Below are 22,948 nucleotides of genomic sequence, written 5' to 3'. Positions count from 1 at the left end.
ATCACAGACCGGACGTCCCGCGATCAAGGGGGGACGGATCGGCCCCGGGCAGCGGTCGGCCGTCAGTCGTCGGCGGGCTTCCGGCCCGTCGTACTCGCGTCCTCGGTGACCCGCGTCCCGGGGTGCATCAGCGCGCACAGGAAGGCGATGCCGAGAGCGATGGCCATGCCGTAGAACACCCACTGGTTGGCCTGGGCGAAGTCCAGCCGGATGGTGGACATCGCCTCGCGCATCGTGGTGGCGACGGCGCCCTCCCCGTCGGGGCTCTTGGCGTCGGGCTGGCCGGTGACCGCCTCCGCGATGTCGCGGGCGGCCTCCCGCGCCTGATCCGCCGGCACTCCCTTGGACTCGAGCGTCTCCACGACCTTGTCGGTGGTGACGTGCGTCAGGATCGTGCCGAAGACCGCGAGACCGATGGCCGCCGCGTAGTTGCGCACGGTCTGCGTGATGCCCGTGACCTCGCCGTACGAGGCGTCGATGGAGCGGTTGACGGCGTCCGTCGAGGCGGGCGACAGCAGGAACCCGATGCCCGCGCCGGCGAGGGCCGCGTAGGGCCACTGGTCGTGCATGGAGAGGTCCGTCAACTTGCCCGCCCAGAGCGCGAAACCGACCGCGCCGAGGGCCGTGCCCAGTTTCATCGCGGGCCGTGCGCCTCGATTGTCGAGAATCCGGCCGCCCCACTGCGAGGCGATGGCGAAGCCGATGAAGAAGTACAGGAGGAACAGCGCGGCCTGGTTCGGCGAGGCACTGAGCGAGACCTGGGCGTACACCGACGCGAAGAAGAACACCGGCACGAAGGCGAGCATCGAGAAGAACAGGACGGCGCAGTCGACGGCGAACGCCTTGTCGCGGAAGACCTGCAGCTTGATGAGAGGCTGCTCGACCCGGAGTTCGTAGAGGCAGAACACGACCAGGATCGCCAGCCCGCCGATGACACAGGCCCAGGTGGCGACGCTGCTCCAGCCCCAGGCGGAGGCCTGCTGGAGACCGAGCACGCTCAGGCCCATGCCCAGGGCGACCAGCACGGCGCCGGGTACGTCGAGACGTTCGCGGCGGGGCCGGTGGGGGATGTGCGCGAGCGCGGTGAGGACGAGCGCGATGATCGCGACCGGCACGTTGACCCAGAAGATCGCGCGCCAGGTCCAGGAGGTGAGCCAGCCGCCGAGGAGCGGACCGAGCGCCGTGAGCGCACCGGACAGACCGAAGAAGAGGGCCAGGGCACGGCCGCGCTTCTCGACGGGGAAGACAGCGACGACGACGGCGAGCGCGGCGGGGAACATCAGGGCGGCGCCCAGTCCCTGGGTGGCGCGGAAGATGATCAACCAGCTCTGGGCGAAACTGTTGTCGGGGACGCAGCCGCACAGCGCCGAGGAGATGACGAAGACCAGGGTGCCGATGACCATCATCCGCCGGTGCCCGAGGATGTCGGCGAGCCGCCCGCCGAGCGCGAAGAACGCTGCCAGGGACAGCAGATAGGCGTTGACGACCCACTGCATCCCGGAGGCCGACAGGTCCAGCTCGTCCACGATGCTCGGGGCCGCGATGGAGACGATCGTCTGGTCGATGAACGTCATCGACACGGCGAACAGCATCGCTGCGAGAGCCACGGTCTGGTTGGGCGGGGTGGACCCGACATCGGCCCCCCCGGGCGCAGAACTCCCCGTTTTGTCGCTCATGGTCGAAGTCTGACCCCGCAGGAGGAACCGCGCATGTCCGAGACCGTGCGGGGCAGGGGGTGGCTGTCACCCCTTCGGCCCAGTCCGCACCGGCCGTCGGCACCCGTACGGGCCTTGCGCGGTGCGCATCGGACGGGTGCGCCCAGGCTCGGAGGGTTAGCGTCGGCGCCATGGACGGTGACCGCCGGAAGTGGCGTGAGTGCCTGCTCGCCGGGGCGGTGTTCGCCGTGTGCATGGCCGGCACCACGCTGCCGACCCCGCTCTACGGCCTCTACCAGGAGAAGTTCGGGTTCTCCGAGTTGACGGTGACGGTCGTGTACGCCGTCTACGCCTTCGGGGTCATCGGCGTACTGCTGCTCGCGGGCAACGCCTCGGACGTCGTGGGCCGGCGGCCCGTGCTCTTCGTGGGCCTGGGATTCGCCGCCCTGAGCGCCGTGTGCTTCCTGTGCGCCACCGGGCTGGGATGGCTGTACACGGGGCGCCTGCTCTCGGGCCTGTCCGCCGGTCTGTTCACCGGCGCCGCCACCGTGTACGTGATGAACCTGGCGCCCGAGGGCGGAGTCTCACGGGCCACCTTCGTGGCGACCGCGGCCAACCTGGGCGGCCTCGGCTGCGGTCCGCTCCTCGCCGGGCTGCTCGCCGAGTACGCGCCCTGGCCGCTGTACCTGCCGTTCATCGTCCACCTCGTGCTGGTGGCCGGCTCCGCGGCAGTCCTGCTCCGGCTGCCCGAGACCGTGCGCGAGCGGCACCCGGTGAACACCGTGCGGCCGCAGCGGCCCGGACTGCCGCCGCAGGTACGGGCGGTGTTCGCGCCGGCGGCGATCGCCGCGTTCGTCGGGTTCGCGCTGCTCGGGGTCTTCACGTCCGTCAGTCCCGCGTTCCTCACCGAGTCCCTGGACGTGCACAACCACGCCGTGACGGGCGCGATCGTCGCGCTGGCCTTCTTCTCCTCGACCGGGGGACAGCTCGCCGTCGGCCGCTTCGGCACCGACCGGTCCCTGCCGCTGGGCTGCGCCGGGCTCTTCGCCGGGCTCGCGCTGCTCGCGGGCGCGCTGCGGTGGGACCTGCTGTGGCTGGTCGTCATGAGCGCGCTGGTCGGCGGGTTCGGGCAGGGACTGGCCTTTCGCGGCGCGCTGTCCGCGGTCGCCGGTGCGGCGCCGCCCGAGTCCCGCGCGTCCGTCGTCTCGTCGCTCTTCGTGGTGGCCTACACCGGTATCTCCCTGCCGGTCATCGGTGTCGGAGTGCTGACGACCTCGATCGGCCTGGAGGAGGCGGGCCTGGTGTTCATCGCGTGCATGGCCCTCCTGGCGACGATCGCGGGTGTCTACCTGCTCCGGCGGGCGGTACGGGTCAGCGTGTGACGTGCGCCCGGTACGGCAGCCGCGGCCCGGGTGCCGACCAGTGCCGTGAGGGACGGCCGGGCGGGGCGCGGTCGTCCGGCCCCGTCCGCCTGCGGAGGTGACGGGGCCGGTGACGAGGAGCGCCGGGCGAGCGGGCGGACCGGGCGCCCCGCAGGGACCGGCGTGGCGTCAGGCCGTGCGCGCCGGTGCCGAGGACTCCCAGGCGAACCCGTCCGGGTCGGTGAACGCCCCCGCGTCGCCGCCGATCACCAGCCGGTGCGATCCGGTGCCGTCGGGCTGGACACCGACGTCCTTCGCGAGGGCGCGGCGGCGGTAGAGGCCCAGCTTGACGGGGCTCGACCCGGTGGCGAACTCGACGTACATCCGGCCGAAGCTCTTGCCCACGGTGAGGCCCTGCTCCACGTAGAACCGCTTGCTCGCCGCGATGTCCGCGACGCCGAGCAGGAGCACCATCTCGTCGATGTCCCGGGTGGCGGGACCGGTGTCCTTCTTCGCCGACGTCGCGACCTTCCAGATCGTCCCGTCCGGTGCCTGTACGACGCCGCCGTAGCCCCAGAAGGACTTGGCGACGGGCTTGAGCGCGGTGGCACCGGCGTCGAGGGCGGTGCCGACGAGGCTGTCGACGGTGGCCGGGCCGGACACCGTGAGCGAGAGCGTGAACCCCCGGAAGCCGGTGGTGGGCTCCTCCGAGGCGCGCAGCCGGAGCTGTGTGTCGAGACCGAACGCGGCCTTGTAGAAGTCCTGGGCGGCCGTGGGGTCGGCAACGGCGAGGGTGACGGTTTCGATGGATGCCATGAACATCACGCTAATCCTGGGCCCGCCCCGGACGCTTCTCGATTCCTGACCGGTCCCGGAACGGTTTCCCGACCGGCTTCGCCGCTCCCGAATCCTTGACCGCCGACCGCCGACCGCCGACCGCCGACCGCTGGAGCGGCCTCAGCGCACGGCCAGCAGGGTCAGCGTGGCCAGCAGGGTGAGGATCAGGACCGGGAACGCCGTGACGCGGGTCCCGGCGATCCGGACGGCCGCGGACCTGGCGGCGCCCGGCGGGCGTCCCCGCCCGGCCTCCTCGCCCGCCCGCACGAGGAACGATTCCTCTGGGGGCAGGGGAGTGAGGAGGATCCGGCACCACGGACAGTCGTATCCGTCGCCGGCCTGCCCGGACGCGTCCGTCACATCGGTGAAGAGCGCCGGGGGCCCGTTCTGCTCCCGCATCGTCATGCAGGGTCCAACGAGCGCGGGCGCGGTCGGCCACGCGCGGTGGGTGCTTCGTGATGCGGCCGTCACCGGAGGGTTATGGTCCGCGGGCCGGAGTCCGCCGTACGGGTCCGGTGCTCGTCGTGCGGATGTACGGGCCCCACAACCGACCTATCGTCGCCCGGACTTGGCGGTGCCGGCGGCTCCGGTGCCGTCCGCGGCGTCGACGATGGACGTCAGCCCGTCGAGGAGTGCCCTGAGGCCGAACTCGAAGAGGGCGTCCAACTGCATGTCGTAGCCGTCACCGAAGGACCCGACCACCTTGGTGAAGGTCGGAAAGCGGCCGGACTCCGCCAGGCTCCGCAGGGCGGGGGCGCGGCTGTCCATCCACTGGTCGTCGGTCTGGCCCGTGGACGCCGCCGCGTGCGCCTCCCACTCCAAGTGCACGGCCAGGCCCTGGACATGGCTGTAGAGGAGCACGTGGATGTCGAACAGTGTGACGGGGTCGAGGCCGTGCCCGTCGAGCGCCGAGAGCATCCATTCGCCGTGCACCATCAGATTGGGCACGAGCAAGGGGCGCGTGAGGGAGCCGAGTTGCGCCAGCCAAGGATGCCTGCGGTACAGGGCCCAGAGGGTGCGGGCGCCCAACTCCACGCGGGGCCGCCACTCTTGGGGGGCGTCGGCCGGATATCCCTGCTCACCGAACGCGGCTTCGGCCATCAGCAGGACGAGGTCCTCCTTGCTCGGCACGTACCGGTACGGCGACATGGCGGCCACGCCGAGCCTCGCCGCGACCCCGCGCATGGAGAGCGCCGCGAGGCCCTCGGCGTCGGCCATGTCGACGGCGGTGCGCACGATCCGGTCGAGGGTCAGCTCACGCTCGGCCGCCGGCGCCGGCCGCGAGGAGGCGCGCGGCGGCCGGGCGGGCGTCGTCGCGGCGACCACCGTTCCGATCCGGGGCCGCGCCTCGACGAGTCCCTCCAGTCGGAGAGTGGTCAGTGCCTTGGTGGCCGTGGCGAGGGCGACGCCCCAGTCCCGCGCGATCTCGCGGGTCGAGGGAACCCGGTCGCCCGGCACGAGTTCGCCGTCCTCGATGCGCCGCCGGATCGAGGCGACGATCCGCAAATAGGGCGGACCGTCCGATGCGCCTGGGCCTGTGGGCTTCGTCACGTCCTCACCACCTCCTCATCTGTACTAGGCCAGAAGGTAGCAGCCCGAACACCGGTCGACGGGCGTCTGTACTAGATCAGGCAGCGTATCGGGGCGGTTGAAGAGCCTGCGTGTACGTCGTACGTTCACGATGCGTACAGCGTACGAAAGGAGCTTCCCCAGATGCAGACCGTCCTCATCTCCGGCGGCGGAATCGCCGGTCCCGTGCTCGCCCACTGGCTGCGGCGCCACGGCTTCGTACCCACCGTCGTCGAACGCGCTCGGACCCCGCGCCCAGGCGGCCAGGCCGTCGACATCCGCGGCGTCGCCCTCGAAGTCGTCGAGCGCACAGGCCTGTCGGCACAGGCGGCCCGTCTGCGGACCCGCATGCGCGGCATGTCGGTCCTGGACCCCGAGGGCAACGAGGTCCACCGCTCCACCGAGGCGACCTACAGCAGCGGCCGGCTCGACAGTGACGACATCGAGGTGCTGCGCGAGGACCTGGTACGCCTGGTGTACGAACACACGCGGGCCGACGTCGAGTACGTATTCGGTGACAGTGTCCGCTCACTCACCGAGACCGGGGCCGGAGTGCGCGCGGACTTCCTCCACGGGGCGTCGCGCACCTTCGACCTGGTGGTCGGCGCCGACGGACTGCACTCGACCGTGCGGCGGCTGGCCTTCGGCCCAGAGAGCGGGTTCACGCACCATCTCGGCAGCTACCTCTCGGTGTTCGGCGCCGACAACTTCCTCGGACTCGACGACTGGCAGGTGTGGCTGCGCGACGGCGACACGGGCTTCGGCATCATGCCGGTGCGCGACAACGCCGAGCTGCGGATCGCGTTCGGCTTCGAGTCCGGCCCGCTGCCCGAGGAAGCGTGCGACAACGCCTCCCTGAAGAGGCTCGTCGTCGACAGGCTCGCGGGCCTGCGCTGGGAGGGCGCGCGACTCGCCAAGGCCGCCGAGGAGGCACCCGACTTCTACTGCGACGCGATGGCGCAGGTCCGCATGGAACACTGGTCGCGCGGCAGGGTGGCGCTGCTCGGCGACGCGGGGTACTGCCCCTCCCCGCTCTCGGGTCAGGGCACCAGCCTCGCCCTCGTGGGCGCCTACGTACTGGCCGACTGCCTGGCCCAGGCGCCGGGCGACCATCGCGCGGCGTACTCCCGATACGAACAGCGCATGCGCCCGTTCGTCGACCTCAACCAGGCACTGGCCGTCGAGAACCCGGGAGGCCCCGCGTCCGAGGAGTCGGTCGAGGCCGCCAAGAACGCGCTCCCGCTCGACGGTTGACCGCCCCGGGCGACCTCACGGCACCCGGCGTCCGGACCCCGTCCGGGAATGCGTGCCGCCACGGGCTCAGGTCCGGTGGAGCGGCAGGCCGCGGGCAGCGCGTCGACGGCGGGCCGCGAGGAGCTGTTCGGCGGTCGGTCCGTGGAAGGTGGCGGAGATGCGGGCGAAAGCCTGCAGCAGAGAGAGCAGGTCCGGGTCCACGTCGGGGTACTGCCGTTCACGTTCCACGTAGGGCTCGATGGCGCTCCAGACCTTCGCCGCACGGCCGCGGACCATGATGACGGCCGTGGTCTCGTCGATCACCCCGACCGCGTACATGCCGGCCAGGGTCTGGAAGAAGTACGCGATGCTGTACACGGCTGTCCTGGCCTCGGGCGGCAGGCCTCGCAGCCCGTTGTCGGGCGAGTGCCGCCGCCCCAGCTCCGAGCACACATAGGCGTACTGCTCGTGCATCCGCGGATCGCGGAACTCCGCCAGGAGTTCCATGAAGGCCGGCAGGTGGTTGGCATGCTGGGCGATGCGTACTTGGCGGGCGCCGAACCACATGGAGGCCACCACCGCGGTCACGGAGATCGCGACGGCCAGGACGTTCAGCCAGGTTGCCGGGTCCACCGTCCGATCGTAGGGCGGAATTCCGGCCACCGCCCCGGCCCGGGCGGGCCGGAGTCACTCGGCCGCGGGGAGCCGTGCGGAGCCGGGTTCTGCGGCCCCGGCGCACCGCCGGGGTGCTCGTGATCGCGCCGAGTGCGATGAGAGGGCAGGTTCTGGTGGGTTTTGTGGGGCCCTGGGGTATGGGGGCGGGGGAGAGCGAGGCACACTGCATACAGGCAGTCCCACGATCAAGAGGAACAGGCATGATCACGCTTACGAAGGAAGACGGCCCGGCGGATCTGGACGGAGTGACGCATCTGTCCATCGGGGTGTCCTGGGACCCCACGGTCGGCAGCAGCGGCGGGCTGCTCGGCAAGCTCCGCCAGAAGGCGGGCACGGACCTCGACCTCATCGCCATCGCAATGCAGGGTGCGGACCCGGTGCGTCTCGCGGGACTTGACTCCCTGGACCCGCTGGGCAACGGCTCCCTGGTGCACAGCGGCGACAACCAGACCGGGCGCGGCGACGGTGACGACGAGACGGTGACCGTCGAGTTCGGCCGTGTGCCCGGCAACATCACGGCGATCGTCTTCGTCGCCGCCGCGTACAAGAAGAGCAGTTCCTTCCAGAAGGCGCGCAACATCAGTTTCAAGGTGTACGACGCGACGGGCGGCACCACGCAGCAGGTCGCCGACATCTGGCCGAGCCTCCTCAGCAACGACAACGGCTGCGCGGTCGCCAAGGCGATTCGGGTCGGGGGCAGTTGGAAGCTCCAGGTCATCAATGAGACCGGGAAGATCAAGCAGGGTGACGAGCAGGCCCTGATGCGGTTCGCCGCGAGCAAGTAGGAGTTGTCGGGCGGGGCGGGACGGCGTGAGCCGACCCGCCCCGCTTTCGTTCCCCCGTCCGCGGATGCCTGTCCCGGCGGGAGGATCCGGGCCCCGATCGGTGCCGGCTCGGGCAAGGGGCCGCATGGGTCGCGTACGACATTCAGGTCGGAGCGGCCTCGTGACGTGGGGAGGCGGCCTGCGGCGAACGGACTACGGCGTTCGAATCCGGAAGGGGGTTCTGGGCCCGCGGGCGGGCAACCGGCCACAGCGTGGACGTGCGCGGACGTAGAACGGACCTTGTCCGCACGGCCGACCTGGGGGAGCCATGGAGAACAAGCACCGCACGCGCACCCGCGGGCCGGCGGTCGCGGTCCTGCTCACCCTGTTCCTGCTGAGCGGCTGCGGGGGCGGGGGCGGGGGCGGGGGAGACGACACCTCGGGTACATCCGGCACCTCCGGTACGTCGGGCGGTTCGAGCACGGGCACGCCCGGGTCCACCACCTCGGGAACCAGCACTTCGGGATCGGGCACCTCCGGGACCTCCTCGGGCTCGGACGGCATCGGCGACGATACCTACGGCACCACGGGCGGTGGTATCGACTCCCCGGAGCCGGCCGACGAACCGGTGGGCAACTGCGCCTCGTACACCCTGCCCGCGTCCGACCAGACGCCCAAGTCCTTCACCGACGGCACCCGCAGCATCGAACTCCGCCGCGGCTACGCGCGGTGGGAGCAGGTCGTGGAGGCGACCTCGGACGACGGCCAGTACAGCGGCGAGTACAGCCTGATGAGCGGTGAGGCCTCGTTCTACGGCGGTCGGATCACGGTGTCCATCGAGTACGAGATGGTCACGGGCTTCGACGGGACCGTCTCCACCGAGCCCGTGCAGAAGGCCCATGTGTGCGGCTGGAGCGAGGGCTGACGCCCGGCGCGACCCCTCGCCGGTCCCTCTCCGGGGCCCAGTGACGACCGTACGGCGCTGATCGTTCGAGGTCTGCGCTCCGGACGGGTGCCGGGCGGGCCGTCCCGGCGGAGCGAACGGTCGAAGCCGACCGAAAACCAGTGGAACGGCGCCGCCGCGCGCCGCTACCGTGCTGCCGAACCGAGTCGCCTGGGTAAGGACGTGCCGTTGTACACCGTGTGAGACCTCCCGATTGCTGAACTGTCGCGCGTCGCGCCTGTGCGCCGCGCTCCTTCTTGCTGCGGACTCTCACTGAAACCGGTGTACCCCTGTGCTCATCGATTGGGCCGTCGTGCCCACCTGCCTGCCACTCGTCCTCCGCCGTTGCCACGTCTGCGCGTCCGACCGCTTCCGCGCGAGCCGCAGATTCCGCGTCAACGCACACCACAAGCTCCTCGACGCCTGGCTCCTCGTGCTCTGCACCGCCTGCGGGGAAACGGCCAAGCTCACCGTCTTCGAGCGGGCGAACGTGCGTTCAGTACGGCCCGAACTGCTGGACCGCCTGCACGCCAACGACCCCGTCCTGACAGCTGAGCTGCTCCAGGACCCGGTCGTACTCGGGCGCAATCGGGCAGCCCTCGACTGGACCGGCGCCTGGCGCCTCGACACCGGTGGATCGGAGCACCTGGACCGTGAGGTGGTCGACGTCTCGGTCCGCTTCGCGGCGCGGATACCCGTCCGGCCGGTGCGACTGATCGCCGAAGGGTGCGGTCTGTCGCGGGCGGAGGTCGAGAGACACCTGGCGGAGGGCCGACTCGTCTCGGCGGTCCGCCTGACCGGCAGGCTCTCAGGAGACTTCACCTTCACCCTCAAGCGCTGAACCCCTCCGGGACCCCGCCACTCAGGGGTCCGGGGTCCGCCCGGCGGTTTCGTCCGGGCGGACCCCGGGCGGGGGTTGAAGCCCGTCGGCCGAAGGTCCCGCGCACTCCGTGCGGCGCGTGGCGGACGGGGCCCGTCGAGCCGGGCAGCCACCGCCTCCGTACCCGGAACCGGCGCCGGTCCCACGTGCGGTCGCGTCCATGCAGGTGGCTTCCGCGACTCCGGCGAATCTCCGCGGGCATGAACGGCGTTGAGCACGACAGCAAACCGTTGTCATCGAGAGAGGACGTTCCGTGCGTCGCACCACACTGTTCGCCGTCTGCGCGCTCATCGCCGCCGCCGCCACCGGATTCTTCACGACGAGCGCCATCCGAACCCGCTGACATCCGGACCGCCTTCCGCTCCCGGTGACCGCGCGACGGGGGCTGGTCCTCGGGCGGCTCCGCAAGTGGAGCCGCCCGAGCGCCCTTTGAGCACACGCGGCCGCGCACGGAGGAGCGGGGGTGGGACGACCGCCGGCAGCCGCTCGTGAGGTCGGTGCGGGTGGCCGCCCAGGAGGCACGGCATCCCGGGTCGAGAGAGTGGCTGACCAGCCGACCACAGGACTGCGCCGCCTGCGGGACTGGAACGCCCTGGAGTAGAAAAGTCCACGCCGAGTGAGAGGTTGGGCGGCGGTGGTCAGAAGCGGCCCTCTATCGAGGAGTACAGCGCCTCGACGCTGCGGTGGGTGCCGTCGCTCCCGCCGATGAAGCCCGTACGGGGATTGAGGCGGAACGTGCTGCCGTCGGCCCGGCGTATGCGCACGTACGTGTTGCCGGTGTAGGAGCCGTTCATGTGAAGCTCGCGAGGTCTGCGGCCGAGGGCGAGGTCGTCCAGCGGGTCCGCCCACAGGAGTCCCTGGTTGCTGATCGACCAGTAGGAACTCCTCACGAGGAGCACTCGGCGGTCGGTCACTCCGAGGACGACTCGGCGGAACCCGGCACCGAGGTACCCGGACAGTGCCGCCTTCAGTGTCTCCTCGCGCAGATGGGGACGCAGGACCTGCCTCAGCTCTTGCTGACTCATGACACTCCTCGAGCGGTGCCCGGGTGCGCATCGTGCGCGACGCTCTCACCGAGTGCGTACCCCTGCCTGTGTACGCACGGCCCGGCGTACACACCGAATGATGCCCGCCGCTCCGGTCGAGTGTCCCGGTCCGCGCCGGACAGGATGTCACGCGTACACGACTTGACGTCCCATCAAATTGCTTATTTTAGGCATGAGTTGCTCGCAAGCTTCTCAGTGGCCGGCCTGCGGCCGCCGGTGGGTGTCACGCGGTCCGGCCGGGGATTCCGGGCAGCACCTTCTCGGAGATGTCGAGGAGGGCCCTGTCGTCCGGGAGGGCTCCGGACGAGCTCCACACGGTGATCTCGCAGTAGCCGCCCTTGTCGTCGCGGTCGAGCGCCACGGTCAGCGTCCGGGCCAGGGGGCCCTCTTCGACCGGTCCACCGGATCCGCCGCCCCCGAGGTTGATCTCGATCCTCATGGTGTGGTCCGAGGAGAGGAACGCGGGGCGGCCGAGGACCGTGAGCGTCTTGACGTCACTCTCGTTCCCGGACCTCATGAGCTTCACGTACTGGTCGGTGGTGAGGTGGTTGTAGGTGGCCGAGACGTTCACGGTGTACGTGTCGAACGCGACCTCGGCCTCCGGCTGGGCGACCTTCCCGTCGGTCAGGGGAGCGGTGTTGTCGGCGCTGGAGACAGAGGTCGCGCTCTCGCCGGGCGTCCCGAGGAGTTCGGCCAGTTCCGGCCGGTTGAGCGCCTTGCACAGCTCGTCACCGGTCACCGGCCGGGGTGTGTCGCGGTAGGCCTTCGGGAGCTTCCCGTGCGCCTCGTCCGAGCACGAGACGGGTTGTGGGGCAGTGGTGTCGGACGGCATGAAGCGCGGGCCGAACCACACCGCGGCGCCGAGTGCCCCGAACACGGCCACCGCGGCGAAGGCCTGCCCCCACGGGTTGGGCTCCTTCTCCGGCGTGGCCGGGCCAGGACGCCGCCCGGGCTCGGGCACCTGGGCCTGGAGCTGGGTTTGGGCCTGGACCGAGGGTTGGGCCTGGGCAGCGGAATCGGCTGCCGTTCCGTCCGCGGGGGCCGCCGGACCCGGATCGCGGCGCGTGCGCAGGGCCCGGATCACCACATGGACACGTATCGCGGTGAACACGAGGAACACCACGCCGAGACCGGCGGCGACCCGGTCGTGATCGTGGACGGCGAGATACATGATGCGTACGCCGAGGACGGACCCGACCACGATGAGCAGCGGCTCACGGACCCAGAAGGGCAGTCGACGGATGATGAAACCGATCATCCGGTGATCTCACCAGACAAGATCATATTTGCCAAGAAGGAAACCGGAGTTCTGGGTGTGTGCCTCGGGTGCACCCTGCGGGGCCATGCACGGGGAGGCATGGCACGGGGTCCTGACATCTGTCAGGGTCCCCGCCCGCCCGCCTGCTCCTAGTCTCGCTGCAACCCGTCACGGGATACGGCGGCCCGCTGGCGCTACGGAGGCTGTCCGGCCCTGCACTGCGTCGATGCCCGGGGGGATCGACGCCGAATCGCAGGGTCGGCAGGGTCGCTCCCCGCTGCGACCCCTACCGGTCCGGCGGGCCGCAGCGGAGAGCGCTCGTCAGGAGCGGCGGCGCTGGACAAGGTCGTCCCATCGACAAGGAGTTGTGATGCGCAAGGCATTTCTCGGCGCGCTGATGGCGTTGGCGGCAGTGTTCGCGATGGCCCCGTCCGCGGGCGCCAGTCAACTGGAGTCCGCGGCGGTCGGCGTCCCCGCGGGAGCAGTCGGCACCGTGGCACCTGGCTCCCTGCCCGCCGTCGCGGGCAAGGGCGAAGGCGATGTCACCATCCAGCGCGCCTTCACCACCTGGGCGACGAACGTGAACGTGCGCCACAACAACGCCAGCGTCACGACCTGTGGCATGTCGCCGTCCACGGCCAACTGTCCGAACATCCGGGGACAGGTGAACCCGGGCACGTCCTTCGAGGTCTGGTGCCAGCGGACCGGCAGCCAGACCGTGGGCGGCAACCCGTACTGGGTCTACATCATCACGCCCAACTTCGACGGCTGGATGGCCAGTTACTACATCGACTACCCGGACAACGTGCTCCCGGACACCCGGTTCTGCTAGCGGCTCGCACGGCCGGCCCTCCCGGTCGAGCGCCCGTGCGGACGGATGTCCAACCTGAGCCGGGGCTGCCGGTGTCCGGGCCGGATGCGATCATGGACGTATGCCATCACACGTCTCGGACACCGGTCTGCTGGTCCTGCACGCCGTGCGGCTGGGCGGCATGGTCGAGGCACGCTCGGCGGCCGCGCGCTTCGGCCTTGACCCCGCAACCGCCGCCGAGCTGCTGCTCGACTACGAGTCGTACGGATGGGTCCGCCGCGCGGACTTCGCCGGTACGGGCGGTTGGAGTCTCACCGAGCGGGGGCGGGCGGAGAACGAGCGGCAGCTCGCCGCGGAGCTCAGCTCGTGCGGTGCGCGGCCGGCCGTCATGGAGGTCCACGCCGCGTTCCTGCCGCTCAACGCCCGCTTCCAGGCGGCGGTCACCCGCTGGCAGGTGCGGCCCGCTCCGGGCGATCCCCTGGCGGCCAACGACCACACCGACTTCGGCTGGGACGACCGGGTGATCGACAGCCTTGGCTCCTTCGGCAGGCGTCTGACGGCCCTGTGCACCGGACTCGCCGAAACGCTGACGCGCTTCGACGGCTACGCGGGCCGCTACTCCGCGGCGATCGCCCGGGTGGAACGGGGCGAACGGCGATGGGTCGACGCGGTCGGCCAGGACTCCTGCCACACCGTGTGGTTCCAGTTCCACGAGGACCTGCTGGCCACCCTCGGCATCGCGCGCGGTTCCGAGTCGTAGCCCGCGCGGCCCCGCACGGGCCCGCGTCGCACCATCGGCCGCTGCCCTCTCCACGCCGACGGCGTCCGCGCGGAGGGCCGGCGTCCCCGCCGGACGAGCGGGGCGGGTCGTGGCCCGCTTCAGGCCGCCCGGCGGAAGGCGGTGAGCCGCCCGGAGATCAGGTCGTCGGCCTCGGCGACGGTGCGCCGCACGACATCGTCGACGGTCGGGATGTCGTCGATGAGCCCTTGGGCCAAGCCGGCGCTCCAGATGCCCGCCTCCACGTCGCCGCTGTCGAAGACCGTGCGTCCCCGGGCGCCCGAGACGAGTTGCCGGACGTCCGCGAACTCGCCGCCGTCGTCGAGGATCTCGACGACCTTGCGGCTGACCGAGTTGCTGGCGACCCGCGCGGTGTTGCGCAGGGAGCGGAGGATCAGCTCGGTGTCGAGTTCTGTGTTGGCGACGATCCGCTCCTTGACGCCGGGGTGCACCGGTGACTCCACTGTGCACAGGAAGCGCGTGCCCATGCTGATGCCCTCGGCCCCCAGGGCGAGCGCGGCGACCAGGCCGCGGCCGTCGGTGAATCCGCCGGAGGCGATCAGGGGGACGGTGAGCCGGCGTGCTGCCGCCGGGATCAGGACCAGTCCCGGGATGTCGTCCTCGCCGGGGTGGCCGGCGCACTCGAACCCGTCGATGCTCACGGCGTCGACGCCGATCTCCTCGGCCTTCACCGCGTGCCGCACGCTGGTGCACTTGTGCAGCACCTTGACGTTGTGCGCGCGGAACTCCGGCAGGTGCGCCTCGGGACTGGAGCCGGCCGTCTCCACGACGGTGACACCGGATTCGATGATCGCGCGCCGGTACTCGTCGTAGGGCGGCGGCGTGATGGTCGGCAGGATCGTCAGATTCACGCCGAACGGCTTGTCGGTCATCTCCCGGCAGCGTTCGATCTCCTTCACCAGCGCCTCCGGTGTCGGCTGGGTGAGCGCGGTGAGGAAGCCGAGGGCGCCCGCGTTCGCGACCGCCGAGACCAGCTCCGCCACGCCCACCCACTGCATACCGCCCTGGACGATGGGGTGTTCGACGCCGAACGCCGTACTGAATCGTGTGGTCAGCACCGTACGCCCCTACAGACCGTAGGTCTTGCCGATGATGTCGCGCTGGATCTCGCTGGTGCCGCCGTAGACCGTGGAGACGACCGTCCGCCGCAGCATGGCCTCCATGCCGTACTCCGTGGCGTAGCCGTATCCGCCCATCATCTGCATGCCCTCCAGGGTCACGTGCTTGGCGAGTTCGGTGCACTTGAGCTTGACCATGGACGCCTCCCGGGCGAACACGCGGTCGGGTTCGGCGTCGATGGCGGCGGCGACGTCGTCGAGGAGCAGCCCGGCGCAGGCGAGTTCGGTGGCCATGTCGGCGACACGGTGCTTGAGCGACTGGAAGGAGCCGATCGGCCGGCCGAACTGCTCGCGTTGGCGGACGTAGGCGAGGGTGTCGTCGAAGGCCCGCCGGGCCACGCCCAGCATCAGCGCGCCGAGGATCATCCGTTCCAGGTTGAGCCCCGCCATCAACTGGTTCCACGCTTGTCCCGGGGTGCCGACGACCGCGGAGTCGGGTACGAAGGTGTCCGTGAAGTAGAGGTCGTTGACGTCCCTGCCGCCCATGGTGTCGATACCGCTGATCCGCAGGCCCTCGGCGTCGGTCGGCACCATGAACTGGGTGAGTCCGTCGTGCTTGGTCCCGTCCCGCCCTGTGCGTGCGATGAGCAGGATGTGGTCGGCGAAGTGCGCGTTGGAGCACCAGGTCTTCTGGCCGTTGACGAGGTATCCGCCGTCGGTGCGATCGGCTCGGCAGGTGAGCGCGCCCACGTCCGACCCGGCGCCCGGTTCGGACATCGAGATGGCCTCGACCCGGCCCTTCGCCACACCTTCGAGGACGAGGCGCTTCTGCTCCTCGGTGCCGAACCTCTCGTACGCGGCGGCGGCGATGACGGTGGTCCCGAAGCCGCTGATGGGTGCCTGTCCGTAGGAGGTCTCCTGGAGGAACAGGCAGAGGTCGACCATGCTGAGGCCCGCGCCGCCGTACGTCTCCGGTACGGCGATGCCCAGCCAGCCCAGCCCCGCCATCTTCTCGTACAGCTGCTGGTTGTGCTGCTCCTGGCCGTTGGCGGTCAGCTTGTCGCGCTGTTCCTTCGTGCCGCACTCGCGGCGGCAGAAGTCGCGTACCGCCTTGACCAGGTCGCGACGTTCGTCCGACAGGGCTCGGGGCATGGTGTCCCTCTTCCTCTCTCTTCGGCGTGATCGCGGTGTCGCCTTCGCCGAGACGTGCTCGATGCCGGCTCGGTCGTGGAGTGTGCTCACTTCTCCCGCAGTGCCGGGAAGACGGTGTTGAGCAGGTGCAGCACCGTGCGGGTGAGGATGACGTGCAGGTCGCTGCGGCTGAGGGTGCCGCGCACCAGCCACTCGCGGGAGGCGGCCTTGAGCATGCTGCTGTGGGCACGGATCATCGCCCGCAGTTTGGTCCGCCCCTCGGTGATGTCAGTCATCATGGCTGCCTCGAGGATCCGGTCGGTCGCGATCTCATCGGCTTCGAGCATGATCTGGTCGATCTCGGGGTCGTTGCCGAGGGATTCCAGACCGATCGCGGACAGCCACATGTCCCGGTTGCGTTCGACGACTTCGAGCCAGCGGTCGACGCAGATCGACAGGCGTTCCTCGGGCGTGGTCGGCGGCAGCCGCTCCGACACCGAGGCCGGTACGACCATCATCTGGCGCACCACTTCCAGGTAGAGCTGCCGCTTGCCGCCGAAGTAGTGGTTGATCAGCGCGCGGGCCACACCGGCTTCGGCCGCGATGTCCGACGTGGACACCGAGGCATAGCTGTTCGCCCCGAAGAGTCTGCGCGCGACGGAGAGGATCTCCGCGCGTCGGGCGTCCGGCTCCATCCTGCGTCGTGGCGCCTGGCGCTGACCGACCATCCGTCGTTCGCCTTCTCTCGGTTCTCTCGGCTGTCTCGGCTGTCCCGGGTTCTCTCGTGATGCCACCGACAGCTCCGTCGACGACCTGCCGCCCGCCTGTCCCGCGCGGGGCCGCGGCAGGCGCCTATGTGTCGTACATCGACTCGATCGTCGCGGCGTGCCGCTCGTCGATGGCCCTGCGACGCAGACTCAGTTTCGGGGTCAGCTCACCGGACTCCGCGGTCCACGGGCCCGCGAGGACGCGGTAGCGCTTGACCTGTTCCGGCCGTGAGAGCGCCGCGTTGGTCTCCTCGACCGCGGTGTCCAGGGCGGCCAGCACCTTGGGGTGGCGGGCCAGTTCGTCCAGGTCGGTGGCGTCGATCCCGTGTGTGCGGGCCCAGAGCGGGGCGGTTTCCTCGTCGAGGACGAGGAGCGCGGTGACGTGGTGGCGCCGGTCGCCGATCGCGACGGCGTGGGCGACCAGGGGATGGGCCCGCAGCCGGGACTCGATCCTCGCCGGGGCGATGTTCTTGCCGCCGGTGGTGATGATGATCTCCTTCTTGCGGTCGGTGACGGTGACGATGCCCCGTGAGTCGACCGTGCCGATGTCCCCGGTGGCCAGCCAGCCTTCCGCATCGGTCGCGGGCTCCACGTGTCCGTCGGCCCGGAGGTAGCCGGAGAAGACGACGGGGCCCCGGACCAGGAGCTCGCCGTCCTCGGCCTCCTTGACCTCGATGCCCGGACCGGGCTGCCCGACGGAGCCGGGCGCGAACGCCGCAGGTGTGCTGACCGTCGCGGCGCCGGTGGTCTCGCTCAGCCCCCACACCTCGTAGACCGGCAGTCCCACACTCGCCAGGAACTCCAGGACGCCGGTGGGGAGCGGCGCGGCTCCGCTGAATGCGCGCCGGCACGAGTCGAGTCCGACGGTGGTCCGCACGGGCCGCAGCACGTGGCGGTCGAACTCCTCCAGCGCGGCGGCCTTTTCGGTGGGGACCTCCTTGCCCGCGGAGCGGAGGCGGTACACCTCCAGAGCGGTCTGCTGGGCCTGCGCGACGGCCGCGGCCTGGTCCGCCGGCAGGGTGGTGATCCGGGCCAGCAGGCCGGCGGCGAGCTTTTCCCACACACGGGGGACGCCGAAGAACCCCTGCGGGCGCACCGCGAGCAGCGTGGGCAGGAACTGGCCCGGGTCCGGGCAGATGGTGACGTGGCCGGCGGTGTAGAGGGGCATGTAGATCCCGAGCACCCGCTCGGCGATGTGGCCCATCGGGAGATGGGCCACCGTGCGCGGATGGTCAGGGAGGGGGACGAGCCGTTCCTGCATCGCGGACTCGTGGATCACGTTGCGGTGGGAGAGCACCACGCCCTTGGGGTCGCCGGTGGTGCCCGAGGTGTACACCAGGGCCAGCGGCCGGTCGGGGGTGGCGGCGTCGGTGAGCGCCTCGAACGCGTCGTTGTCGGGCGGCACGGCGTTGCGTACGGTCGCGTAGCCGACGAAACGCGGGTCGTCGGCCGGGACGGCGTCCGGGTCGAGGACGACGACGCGCAGGTGCGGCAGCTCGTCCAGTACCGGTCGCCAGCGGGCCAGTTGCTCCTCGCCCTCCAGGACGACGAGGCCGGCGGCACTGTGCCGGGCCAGGGCGCCGATCTGCTCGGTGCTCAGCGTGTCGTACGTGCTGCACGACAAGGCTCCCAGGTGTACGGCGGCCAGGTCCGTGATCCAGTGCTCGGCCCGCCGGGACATGGCGACGAGCACGCGGTCGCCCCGGGTCACGCCGAGCGCGGCCAGGCCCCGGGTGAGGGCCGCGACCTCGGTGCGCAGCTGCGTCCAGTTCAGGGTCCCCGCGTGGGGGCCGGGGCCGGTGGTCAGTGCGGGCCGCTCGGCGAACTCCCGCGCGTTGCGGCGCAGCAGTTCTGTGATCGTCAGCCCCTCGACGTAGTCGTGCGGCGGCTCTGCTGTGGTCACGTCGGGCTCCCTCCCTCGCGAACCAGGTGCGGACCGGTTGAGCGGCCCCCACACTGAACCCGTTGTTGGCGGAGTGTCAATAGGTTGGGCAAGGGGCCCGCAGTAGATCGGTGGCGGGCCTCGTTGCGCTGTCGTGGACGCGCAACTGCCGTTCATTGCAAGGAAATAGGCCTGCGTTGTTCTATTGACATGCAGTCAATATCTGCTCTTACCTGTCCTCGCCGAAGCGCGGCGCCGGCCGGGTTGGAGCCCTCGCTGCCGGTGCGGGCGGGACTTCGGCAGTGCGCGCCCCGGTGGAGAGGAAGTGCGAAGGCAGTGACCGAAGCGTTCATCCACGACGCGATCCGAACTCCCCGTGGACGGGGCCGGAACGGATCACCGCACCACGTCGAGCCGCCGTCGCTGGTGACCGGGCTCGTCGGCGACCGGCGCCGCCGTTCGCACCGCGACGCCGGACGCCTGGAGGTCGGCGTCGGCCCGATCCCGGACATCGGCGTTCCCCGTGGACCGGCGGCGACCTGCGGCACGTCAACGGCCACCCCGGCGGGCTGCCCCGCTTCGTGGCCGGCACAGGTGAGCCGGCCGTCCGGTACGGGCAGTGCTTCGAACCGCCCGCGTCCCTGCCGGCGAAGGCGGAGAGGGGTGAACGCTACGGGGGAGCCGGGACCGAGTGCGGCGGCCCGAGCATCGGGACGAGGAACTGCCGGGCCACCGCGCTCATCCGCACATCGTCGTCGAGGTCGATGAGGTGGCTCGGGAAGACCAGGAACGACGCGGAGACGCGGACCATCATCTCGGCGACCAGGTCCACGTCCACCCCGCCCGCCACGTGGCCGGCCAGTTGCTCCCGGCGGAGCCGCTCGGCGACGAACTGCCGCACCGTGAGCAGGGTGCGGCCGTCGTCGCCGGTCATCGACGGCACGAGCGCATCGGGCTCGACGGCCATCAGGCCGCCGATCAACCGGTTGTGCCGGATGGCGCGCAGCGAGCCGACGAATCCCAGGACGACGCGGTCGGCCACGGTCCGGGCCGCCCGGATCTCGACGACGAACTGGTCGAAGTAGCGCCGGAACTCGCGTCGCACGACCTGCTCGACGAGTGCCTCCTTGGTGGCGAAGCGTCGGTAGACGGTGATCCGGGAGACCCCCGCGAGCCGTGCCACGTCCGCCATCGTGGTCCGTTTGATCCCCATCCGGCAGAACAGGTCGTGGGCGGCGTCGAGCAGGCGCACGGACACGCCGTCGGCGGGTTCGCTGCCCGATACGGCTTCGTTGAAGGCGAGTTCGAGCATGGAGGGGGAGCCGGAAGGCCTTGTGCGGCCCGGCGGCACAGGTTCCACGAGTGCCTCCCTGATTCGGTGAAGACTCTGGCGCTGTCGCGCCGCCTGTGCTCCCCTGGTGATACAGAGAGCCTCGAACAGTTTCATCGTATCAAGGGGGGCGATGCATCCCGGCTTGGCGCATCCAGGCTCGGACGCTCCGACGGAACCGCAGGGTCACGAGGTCGCAGGGCCGGCGGCGACGAGGCCTCAGCGACAGGGCCGCACGGCCGGAACCACAGTGCCCACAGAGCCCGCACGTCCGGATTCGACGAGCCGGAGCCGCACCCGGCCGCCGGGTCACGAGCCCGGGACCCGAGCCACAGGACTCAAGGAGGAGTTCAGCGCGATGGACGGACTCAGCAGGCGCAAGATGTTGATGGCGGGCGGAGCTCTCGGCGCCTTCACGGCGCTGGGCGTCGCACCCGCCAACGCCCGGTCCTTGTGGACGTGGGCGCCGGGCAGTTCGGTGGCGGGCTCCGGTGCGGGAATCGACCCGCAATGGGTGTGGGACGAGGAGGCCGACCCGGTGGTCGCCGCCGTGCTGGAGCGCGGTGAGGTCGCGGCGGTCAACGCACGACTGGCCACCTGGACCCGCAACGACCAGCCGGTGCCGACCGGACTCCCCGCGGAACTGCGGGACTTCATGGAGCACGCGCGCCAACTGCCCCCGTGGGCGGACCGCGCCAAGCTGGAGGCTGCGGCCACGTTCAACAAGGGCCGGGGCTTCTACCTCAACCTCCTCAACGGCGTCGGCGGCGGCATGCTCAGTACCGCCATCCCCCGGGAGGCGCGCTCCGTCTACCACTCCAAGGGCGGCGCGGACATGGAGGACCGCGTCGCCAAGACGAGCCTGCTCGGCTTCGCCATCGGGGCGCTCGACGCCTACCGGCCCGACGGCGACGTCATCGTGCAGGCCGTGAAGACGCGCATGGTGCACGCGGCGGTTCGGCACCTGCTGCCGCAGTCCCCGGCCTGGCCCCGGATCAGCGACGGCCAGAAGACACCGATCAGCCAGGCCGACATCATGGTCACCTGGCACAGTCTCGCCACGTACGCGATGCAGAAGATGCTGGAGTGGAAGATCAACGTGACTCCGGCCGAGTCGGCGGCGTATCTCCACGTGTGGCAGGTCAGCGTGCACATGCTCGGGGCGCACGACGAGTACATCCCCGCCACCTGGGACGCGGCCGAGGCCCAGTCCAAGCAGGTCTTGGACCCGGTCCTGGCGTCCACGCGAGAAGGCGTCGAACTGACCGACATCCTCCTCGGCCAACTCGCCGAGCAGACCAGCCCCGGCGGCATCGACCGCCCCCTCGTCGACGCGCTCGCCCGCTATCTGGTCGGCGACCGGGTCGCCGACCTCGACGCCATCCCCGAAGAGCGGTTCTGGCTGAAGACGATCAAGCTCGTGTGGCCGCCACTGGTCGCCTTCCGCGAGGGGCTGCTGCCGCTGCCGCTGGTGCCGCCCCTGGCCTGGACGATCGACGAGGCGATCCGCCAGTACATCCTGTGGTTCCTCACCAAGGGCCGGGGCGCCACGATCAGCCTCCCCGACACCAACCGGCCCGGCACCGGCTGAAGCGTGGGGGCACCGCATGCGTCACCGGTCGTCCCGCACCGCCGAGCACTTCGAGAGGCCCGGCGAACGGGACCGCAGCACACCTCACACAGGACTCACAGAGGAGTTCGGAGCAATGGACGGGTTCAGCAGACGCAAGGTGTTGACGGCAGGCGGGGCCCTGGGGGCCCTCGGAGCGCTGGGCCTGGCCACGCCGGCCAACGCCCGGTCCCTGTGGACGTGGGCGCCGGGCAGTTCGGTGGCGGGCTCCGGTGCGGGAATCGACCCGCAGTGGGTGTGGGACGAGGAGGCCGACCCCGTACTCGCGGCCGTGCTCGAACGCGGCGGAATCGGCGCGATCAACGACCAACTGGCCACCTGGACCCGCAACGACCAGGCGCCGCCCGCAGGACTCCCCGCAGACCTGCGGGAGTTCATGGACCACGCCCGCCGGATGCCGTCCTGGGCGGACAGGGACAAACTCGACCGCGCCTCGCGGATCAACCTGAAGAAGGGGATCTACATCGGAGCGCTCTACGGGCTGGGCAGCGGGCTCATGAGCACCGCCATCCCCCGGGAGTCACGCGCCGTCTACTACTCCAAGGGCGGTGCGGACATGAAGGACCGCATCGCCAAGACGGCGAAGCTCGGCTACGACATCGGGGCCCTGGACGCCTATCTGCCGCAGGGCTCGATGATCGTGACCGGCGTGAAGACGCGCATGGTGCACGCGGCGGTGCGCCACCTGCTGCCGCAGTCCCCGGACTGGACCCGGACCAGCGGCGGCCAGAAGTCGCCGATCAGCCAGGCGGACATCCTCGTCACGTGGCACAGCCTCGCCACGTTCGTCATGCGCAGGATGAGGGAGTGGGGTGTCCGGGTCAGCGCCGCCGACGCGGAGGCGTACCTGCACGTGTGGCAGGTCAGCGCACACATGCTCGGGGTGCGCGACGAGTACATCCCGGCGACCTGGGACGCGGCCAACGCCCAGTCCAGGCAACTCCTCGACCCGGTGCTGGCCTCCACCTACGAGGGCAGGGCGCTGACCGAAGTCCTCCTGGACATCGTGGCCGAGCTCGACCTCGGTCTGACCCGGCCCCTGATCAGCGCGTTCTCCAGGTACACCCTCGGCGACCGCGTGGGCGACATGATCGGTCTCGCCCGGGAGCCGATCCTGGAACCGCTGATCGCGGCCGCGTGGCCCCTTCTGGTGGCCTTCAGGGAAGGGCTGATCGCCCTGCCGGTGATCCCGGCCGCCGCCTGGACCCTGGAGGAGGCGCTGCGCCAGTTCGTCCTCCTCTTCCTCAACGAGGCGCAACCGATCTCCATCTCCATCCCGGACATGAACCGCCCCGCCTGAACGTCCCGCGCCCGGACGC

The 22,948-nt window shown here is 70.6% G+C and carries 21 protein-coding genes; 9 read left to right on the top strand and 12 right to left on the bottom strand.

Annotated features, from left to right (window positions below):
* Positions 1 to 62: 62 nt before the first annotated feature.
* Positions 63 to 1,676, bottom strand: a complete 1,614-nt coding sequence (locus IE265_RS26715) for an MFS transporter (RefSeq protein WP_190038247.1) — start codon at positions 1,674 to 1,676, stop codon at positions 63 to 65.
* A gap of 170 nt (positions 1,677 to 1,846) precedes the next feature.
* Here IE265_RS26715 and IE265_RS26710 point away from each other — a divergent pair, with 170 nt between their 5' ends.
* Positions 1,847 to 3,037: an MFS transporter gene (locus IE265_RS26710; RefSeq protein ID WP_190038246.1), complete on the top strand. Its 1,191-nt coding sequence runs from the start codon at positions 1,847 to 1,849 to the stop codon at positions 3,035 to 3,037.
* A 168-nt stretch (positions 3,038 to 3,205) separates the two neighbouring features.
* Here the strand turns inward: IE265_RS26710 and IE265_RS26705 are convergent, their stop codons facing one another.
* The 3 genes from IE265_RS26705 to IE265_RS26695 all read right to left on the bottom strand — a co-directional run bounded on the left by IE265_RS26705 (position 3,206) and on the right by IE265_RS26695 (position 5,404).
* The gene (locus IE265_RS26705; RefSeq protein ID WP_190038245.1) at positions 3,206 to 3,832 is read right to left on the bottom strand and encodes a VOC family protein; all 627 of its coding nucleotides are present in this window, start codon (positions 3,830 to 3,832) and stop codon (positions 3,206 to 3,208) included.
* 141 nt (positions 3,833 to 3,973) lie between these two features.
* Positions 3,974 to 4,258, bottom strand: coding sequence for a hypothetical protein (locus IE265_RS26700; protein WP_229916559.1), 285 nt, complete (start codon positions 4,256 to 4,258; stop codon positions 3,974 to 3,976).
* A gap of 147 nt (positions 4,259 to 4,405) precedes the next feature.
* Positions 4,406 to 5,404, bottom strand: a complete 999-nt coding sequence (locus IE265_RS26695) for a TetR/AcrR family transcriptional regulator C-terminal domain-containing protein (protein WP_190038243.1) — start codon at positions 5,402 to 5,404, stop codon at positions 4,406 to 4,408.
* A 162-nt stretch (positions 5,405 to 5,566) separates the two neighbouring features.
* On the opposite strand from IE265_RS26695, the gene IE265_RS26690 reads away from it, so the two are divergent.
* Entirely contained in the window at positions 5,567 to 6,676 is a 1,110-nt protein-coding gene (locus IE265_RS26690; protein WP_190038242.1) for an FAD-dependent monooxygenase, read from the top strand.
* Positions 6,677 to 6,742: 66 nt separating this feature from the next.
* Here IE265_RS26690 and IE265_RS26685 read toward each other — a convergent pair whose 3' ends face one another.
* Positions 6,743 to 7,288 carry a DUF4760 domain-containing protein gene (locus IE265_RS26685; RefSeq protein ID WP_190038241.1) on the bottom strand — a complete coding sequence of 182 codons (546 nt, stop codon included), beginning with the start codon at positions 7,286 to 7,288 and terminating at the stop codon, positions 6,743 to 6,745.
* A 242-nt stretch (positions 7,289 to 7,530) separates the two neighbouring features.
* Here IE265_RS26685 and IE265_RS26680 point away from each other — a divergent pair, with 242 nt between their 5' ends.
* From IE265_RS26680 to IE265_RS26670, 3 genes are all read left to right on the top strand, one after another.
* Positions 7,531 to 8,115, top strand: a complete 585-nt coding sequence (locus IE265_RS26680; RefSeq protein WP_190038240.1) for a TerD family protein — start codon at positions 7,531 to 7,533, stop codon at positions 8,113 to 8,115.
* 307 nt (positions 8,116 to 8,422) lie between these two features.
* Positions 8,423 to 9,019, top strand: a complete 597-nt coding sequence (locus IE265_RS26675) for a hypothetical protein (RefSeq protein WP_190038239.1) — start codon at positions 8,423 to 8,425, stop codon at positions 9,017 to 9,019.
* 310 nt (positions 9,020 to 9,329) lie between these two features.
* Entirely contained in the window at positions 9,330 to 9,878 is a 549-nt protein-coding gene (locus IE265_RS26670; protein WP_190038238.1) for a DUF1062 domain-containing protein, read from the top strand.
* Between the two features lie 677 nt (positions 9,879 to 10,555).
* Here the strand turns inward: IE265_RS26670 and IE265_RS26665 are convergent.
* Together IE265_RS26665 and IE265_RS26660 are read right to left on the bottom strand one after the other, a co-directional pair.
* Positions 10,556 to 10,942, bottom strand: coding sequence for a hypothetical protein (locus IE265_RS26665; RefSeq protein ID WP_190038237.1), 387 nt, complete (start codon positions 10,940 to 10,942; stop codon positions 10,556 to 10,558).
* Between the two features lie 244 nt (positions 10,943 to 11,186).
* Positions 11,187 to 12,221: a DUF6215 domain-containing protein gene (locus IE265_RS26660; protein ID WP_190038236.1), complete on the bottom strand. Its 1,035-nt coding sequence runs from the start codon at positions 12,219 to 12,221 to the stop codon at positions 11,187 to 11,189.
* A 370-nt stretch (positions 12,222 to 12,591) separates the two neighbouring features.
* Here IE265_RS26660 and IE265_RS26655 point away from each other — a divergent pair, with 370 nt between their 5' ends.
* Positions 12,592 to 13,053, top strand: a complete 462-nt coding sequence (locus tag IE265_RS26655; protein WP_190038235.1) for a hypothetical protein — start codon at positions 12,592 to 12,594, stop codon at positions 13,051 to 13,053.
* A gap of 100 nt (positions 13,054 to 13,153) precedes the next feature.
* Positions 13,154 to 13,792 (top strand): transcriptional regulator, encoded by a 639-nt coding sequence (locus IE265_RS26650; RefSeq protein WP_190038234.1) that lies wholly within the window; start codon positions 13,154 to 13,156, stop codon positions 13,790 to 13,792.
* A gap of 119 nt (positions 13,793 to 13,911) precedes the next feature.
* Here IE265_RS26650 and IE265_RS26645 read toward each other — a convergent pair whose 3' ends face one another.
* The 5 genes from IE265_RS26645 to IE265_RS26625 all read right to left on the bottom strand — a co-directional run bounded on the left by IE265_RS26645 (position 13,912) and on the right by IE265_RS26625 (position 20,029).
* The gene (locus IE265_RS26645; RefSeq protein ID WP_190038233.1) at positions 13,912 to 14,889 is read right to left on the bottom strand and encodes an NAD(P)H-dependent flavin oxidoreductase; all 978 of its coding nucleotides are present in this window, start codon (positions 14,887 to 14,889) and stop codon (positions 13,912 to 13,914) included.
* Between the two features lie 9 nt (positions 14,890 to 14,898).
* Positions 14,899 to 16,041, bottom strand: coding sequence for an acyl-CoA dehydrogenase family protein (locus IE265_RS26640; RefSeq protein ID WP_190038232.1), 1,143 nt, complete (start codon positions 16,039 to 16,041; stop codon positions 14,899 to 14,901).
* A gap of 86 nt (positions 16,042 to 16,127) precedes the next feature.
* Complete coding sequence (locus IE265_RS26635; RefSeq protein WP_194687781.1) at positions 16,128 to 16,748, bottom strand: TetR/AcrR family transcriptional regulator; 621 nt, start codon at positions 16,746 to 16,748, stop codon at positions 16,128 to 16,130.
* 124 nt (positions 16,749 to 16,872) lie between these two features.
* Positions 16,873 to 18,690 carry an AMP-dependent synthetase/ligase gene (locus IE265_RS26630; protein ID WP_229916557.1) on the bottom strand — a complete coding sequence of 606 codons (1,818 nt, stop codon included), beginning with the start codon at positions 18,688 to 18,690 and terminating at the stop codon, positions 16,873 to 16,875.
* A gap of 649 nt (positions 18,691 to 19,339) precedes the next feature.
* Positions 19,340 to 20,029: a TetR/AcrR family transcriptional regulator gene (locus IE265_RS26625; RefSeq protein ID WP_229916555.1), complete on the bottom strand. Its 690-nt coding sequence runs from the start codon at positions 20,027 to 20,029 to the stop codon at positions 19,340 to 19,342.
* A 328-nt stretch (positions 20,030 to 20,357) separates the two neighbouring features.
* Here IE265_RS26625 and IE265_RS26620 point away from each other — a divergent pair, with 328 nt between their 5' ends.
* A complete protein-coding gene (locus IE265_RS26620; protein WP_190038230.1) occupies positions 20,358 to 21,590 on the top strand; it encodes an oxygenase MpaB family protein in 1,233 nt (410 codons plus the stop codon).
* Positions 21,591 to 21,705: 115 nt separating this feature from the next.
* A complete protein-coding gene (locus IE265_RS26615) occupies positions 21,706 to 22,929 on the top strand; it encodes an oxygenase MpaB family protein (RefSeq protein WP_190038229.1) in 1,224 nt (407 codons plus the stop codon).
* Positions 22,930 to 22,948 lie beyond the last annotated feature (19 nt).

The organism is Streptomyces fructofermentans (genome assembly GCF_014651055.1).
Lineage (GTDB): Bacteria > Actinomycetota > Actinomycetes > Streptomycetales > Streptomycetaceae > Streptomyces > Streptomyces fructofermentans.
This window is presented reverse-complemented; position numbering and strand designations above follow the sequence as displayed.

What these genes read in the sequence shown, in the direction of transcription:
- IE265_RS26700 (WP_229916559.1), bottom strand. Translation starts at nt 4,258, where the DNA reads ATGACGATGCGGGAGCAGAACGGGCCCCCGGCGCTCTTCACCGATGTG.
- IE265_RS26615 (WP_190038229.1), top strand. Translation starts at nt 21,706, where the DNA reads ATGGACGGGTTCAGCAGACGCAAGGTGTTGACGGCAGGCGGGGCCCTG.
- IE265_RS26660 (WP_190038236.1), bottom strand. Translation starts at nt 12,221, where the DNA reads ATGATCGGTTTCATCATCCGTCGACTGCCCTTCTGGGTCCGTGAGCCG.
- IE265_RS26665 (WP_190038237.1), bottom strand. Translation starts at nt 10,942, where the DNA reads ATGAGTCAGCAAGAGCTGAGGCAGGTCCTGCGTCCCCATCTGCGCGAG.
- IE265_RS26710 (WP_190038246.1), top strand. Translation starts at nt 1,847, where the DNA reads ATGGACGGTGACCGCCGGAAGTGGCGTGAGTGCCTGCTCGCCGGGGCG.
- IE265_RS26680 (WP_190038240.1), top strand. Translation starts at nt 7,531, where the DNA reads ATGATCACGCTTACGAAGGAAGACGGCCCGGCGGATCTGGACGGAGTG.
- IE265_RS26635 (WP_194687781.1), bottom strand. Translation starts at nt 16,748, where the DNA reads ATGGTCGGTCAGCGCCAGGCGCCACGACGCAGGATGGAGCCGGACGCC.
- IE265_RS26705 (WP_190038245.1), bottom strand. Translation starts at nt 3,832, where the DNA reads ATGGCATCCATCGAAACCGTCACCCTCGCCGTTGCCGACCCCACGGCC.
- IE265_RS26675 (WP_190038239.1), top strand. Translation starts at nt 8,423, where the DNA reads ATGGAGAACAAGCACCGCACGCGCACCCGCGGGCCGGCGGTCGCGGTC.
- IE265_RS26640 (WP_190038232.1), bottom strand. Translation starts at nt 16,041, where the DNA reads ATGCCCCGAGCCCTGTCGGACGAACGTCGCGACCTGGTCAAGGCGGTA.
- IE265_RS26690 (WP_190038242.1), top strand. Translation starts at nt 5,567, where the DNA reads ATGCAGACCGTCCTCATCTCCGGCGGCGGAATCGCCGGTCCCGTGCTC.
- IE265_RS26715 (WP_190038247.1), bottom strand. Translation starts at nt 1,676, where the DNA reads ATGAGCGACAAAACGGGGAGTTCTGCGCCCGGGGGGGCCGATGTCGGG.
- IE265_RS26650 (WP_190038234.1), top strand. Translation starts at nt 13,154, where the DNA reads ATGCCATCACACGTCTCGGACACCGGTCTGCTGGTCCTGCACGCCGTG.
- IE265_RS26655 (WP_190038235.1), top strand. Translation starts at nt 12,592, where the DNA reads ATGCGCAAGGCATTTCTCGGCGCGCTGATGGCGTTGGCGGCAGTGTTC.
- IE265_RS26620 (WP_190038230.1), top strand. Translation starts at nt 20,358, where the DNA reads ATGGACGGACTCAGCAGGCGCAAGATGTTGATGGCGGGCGGAGCTCTC.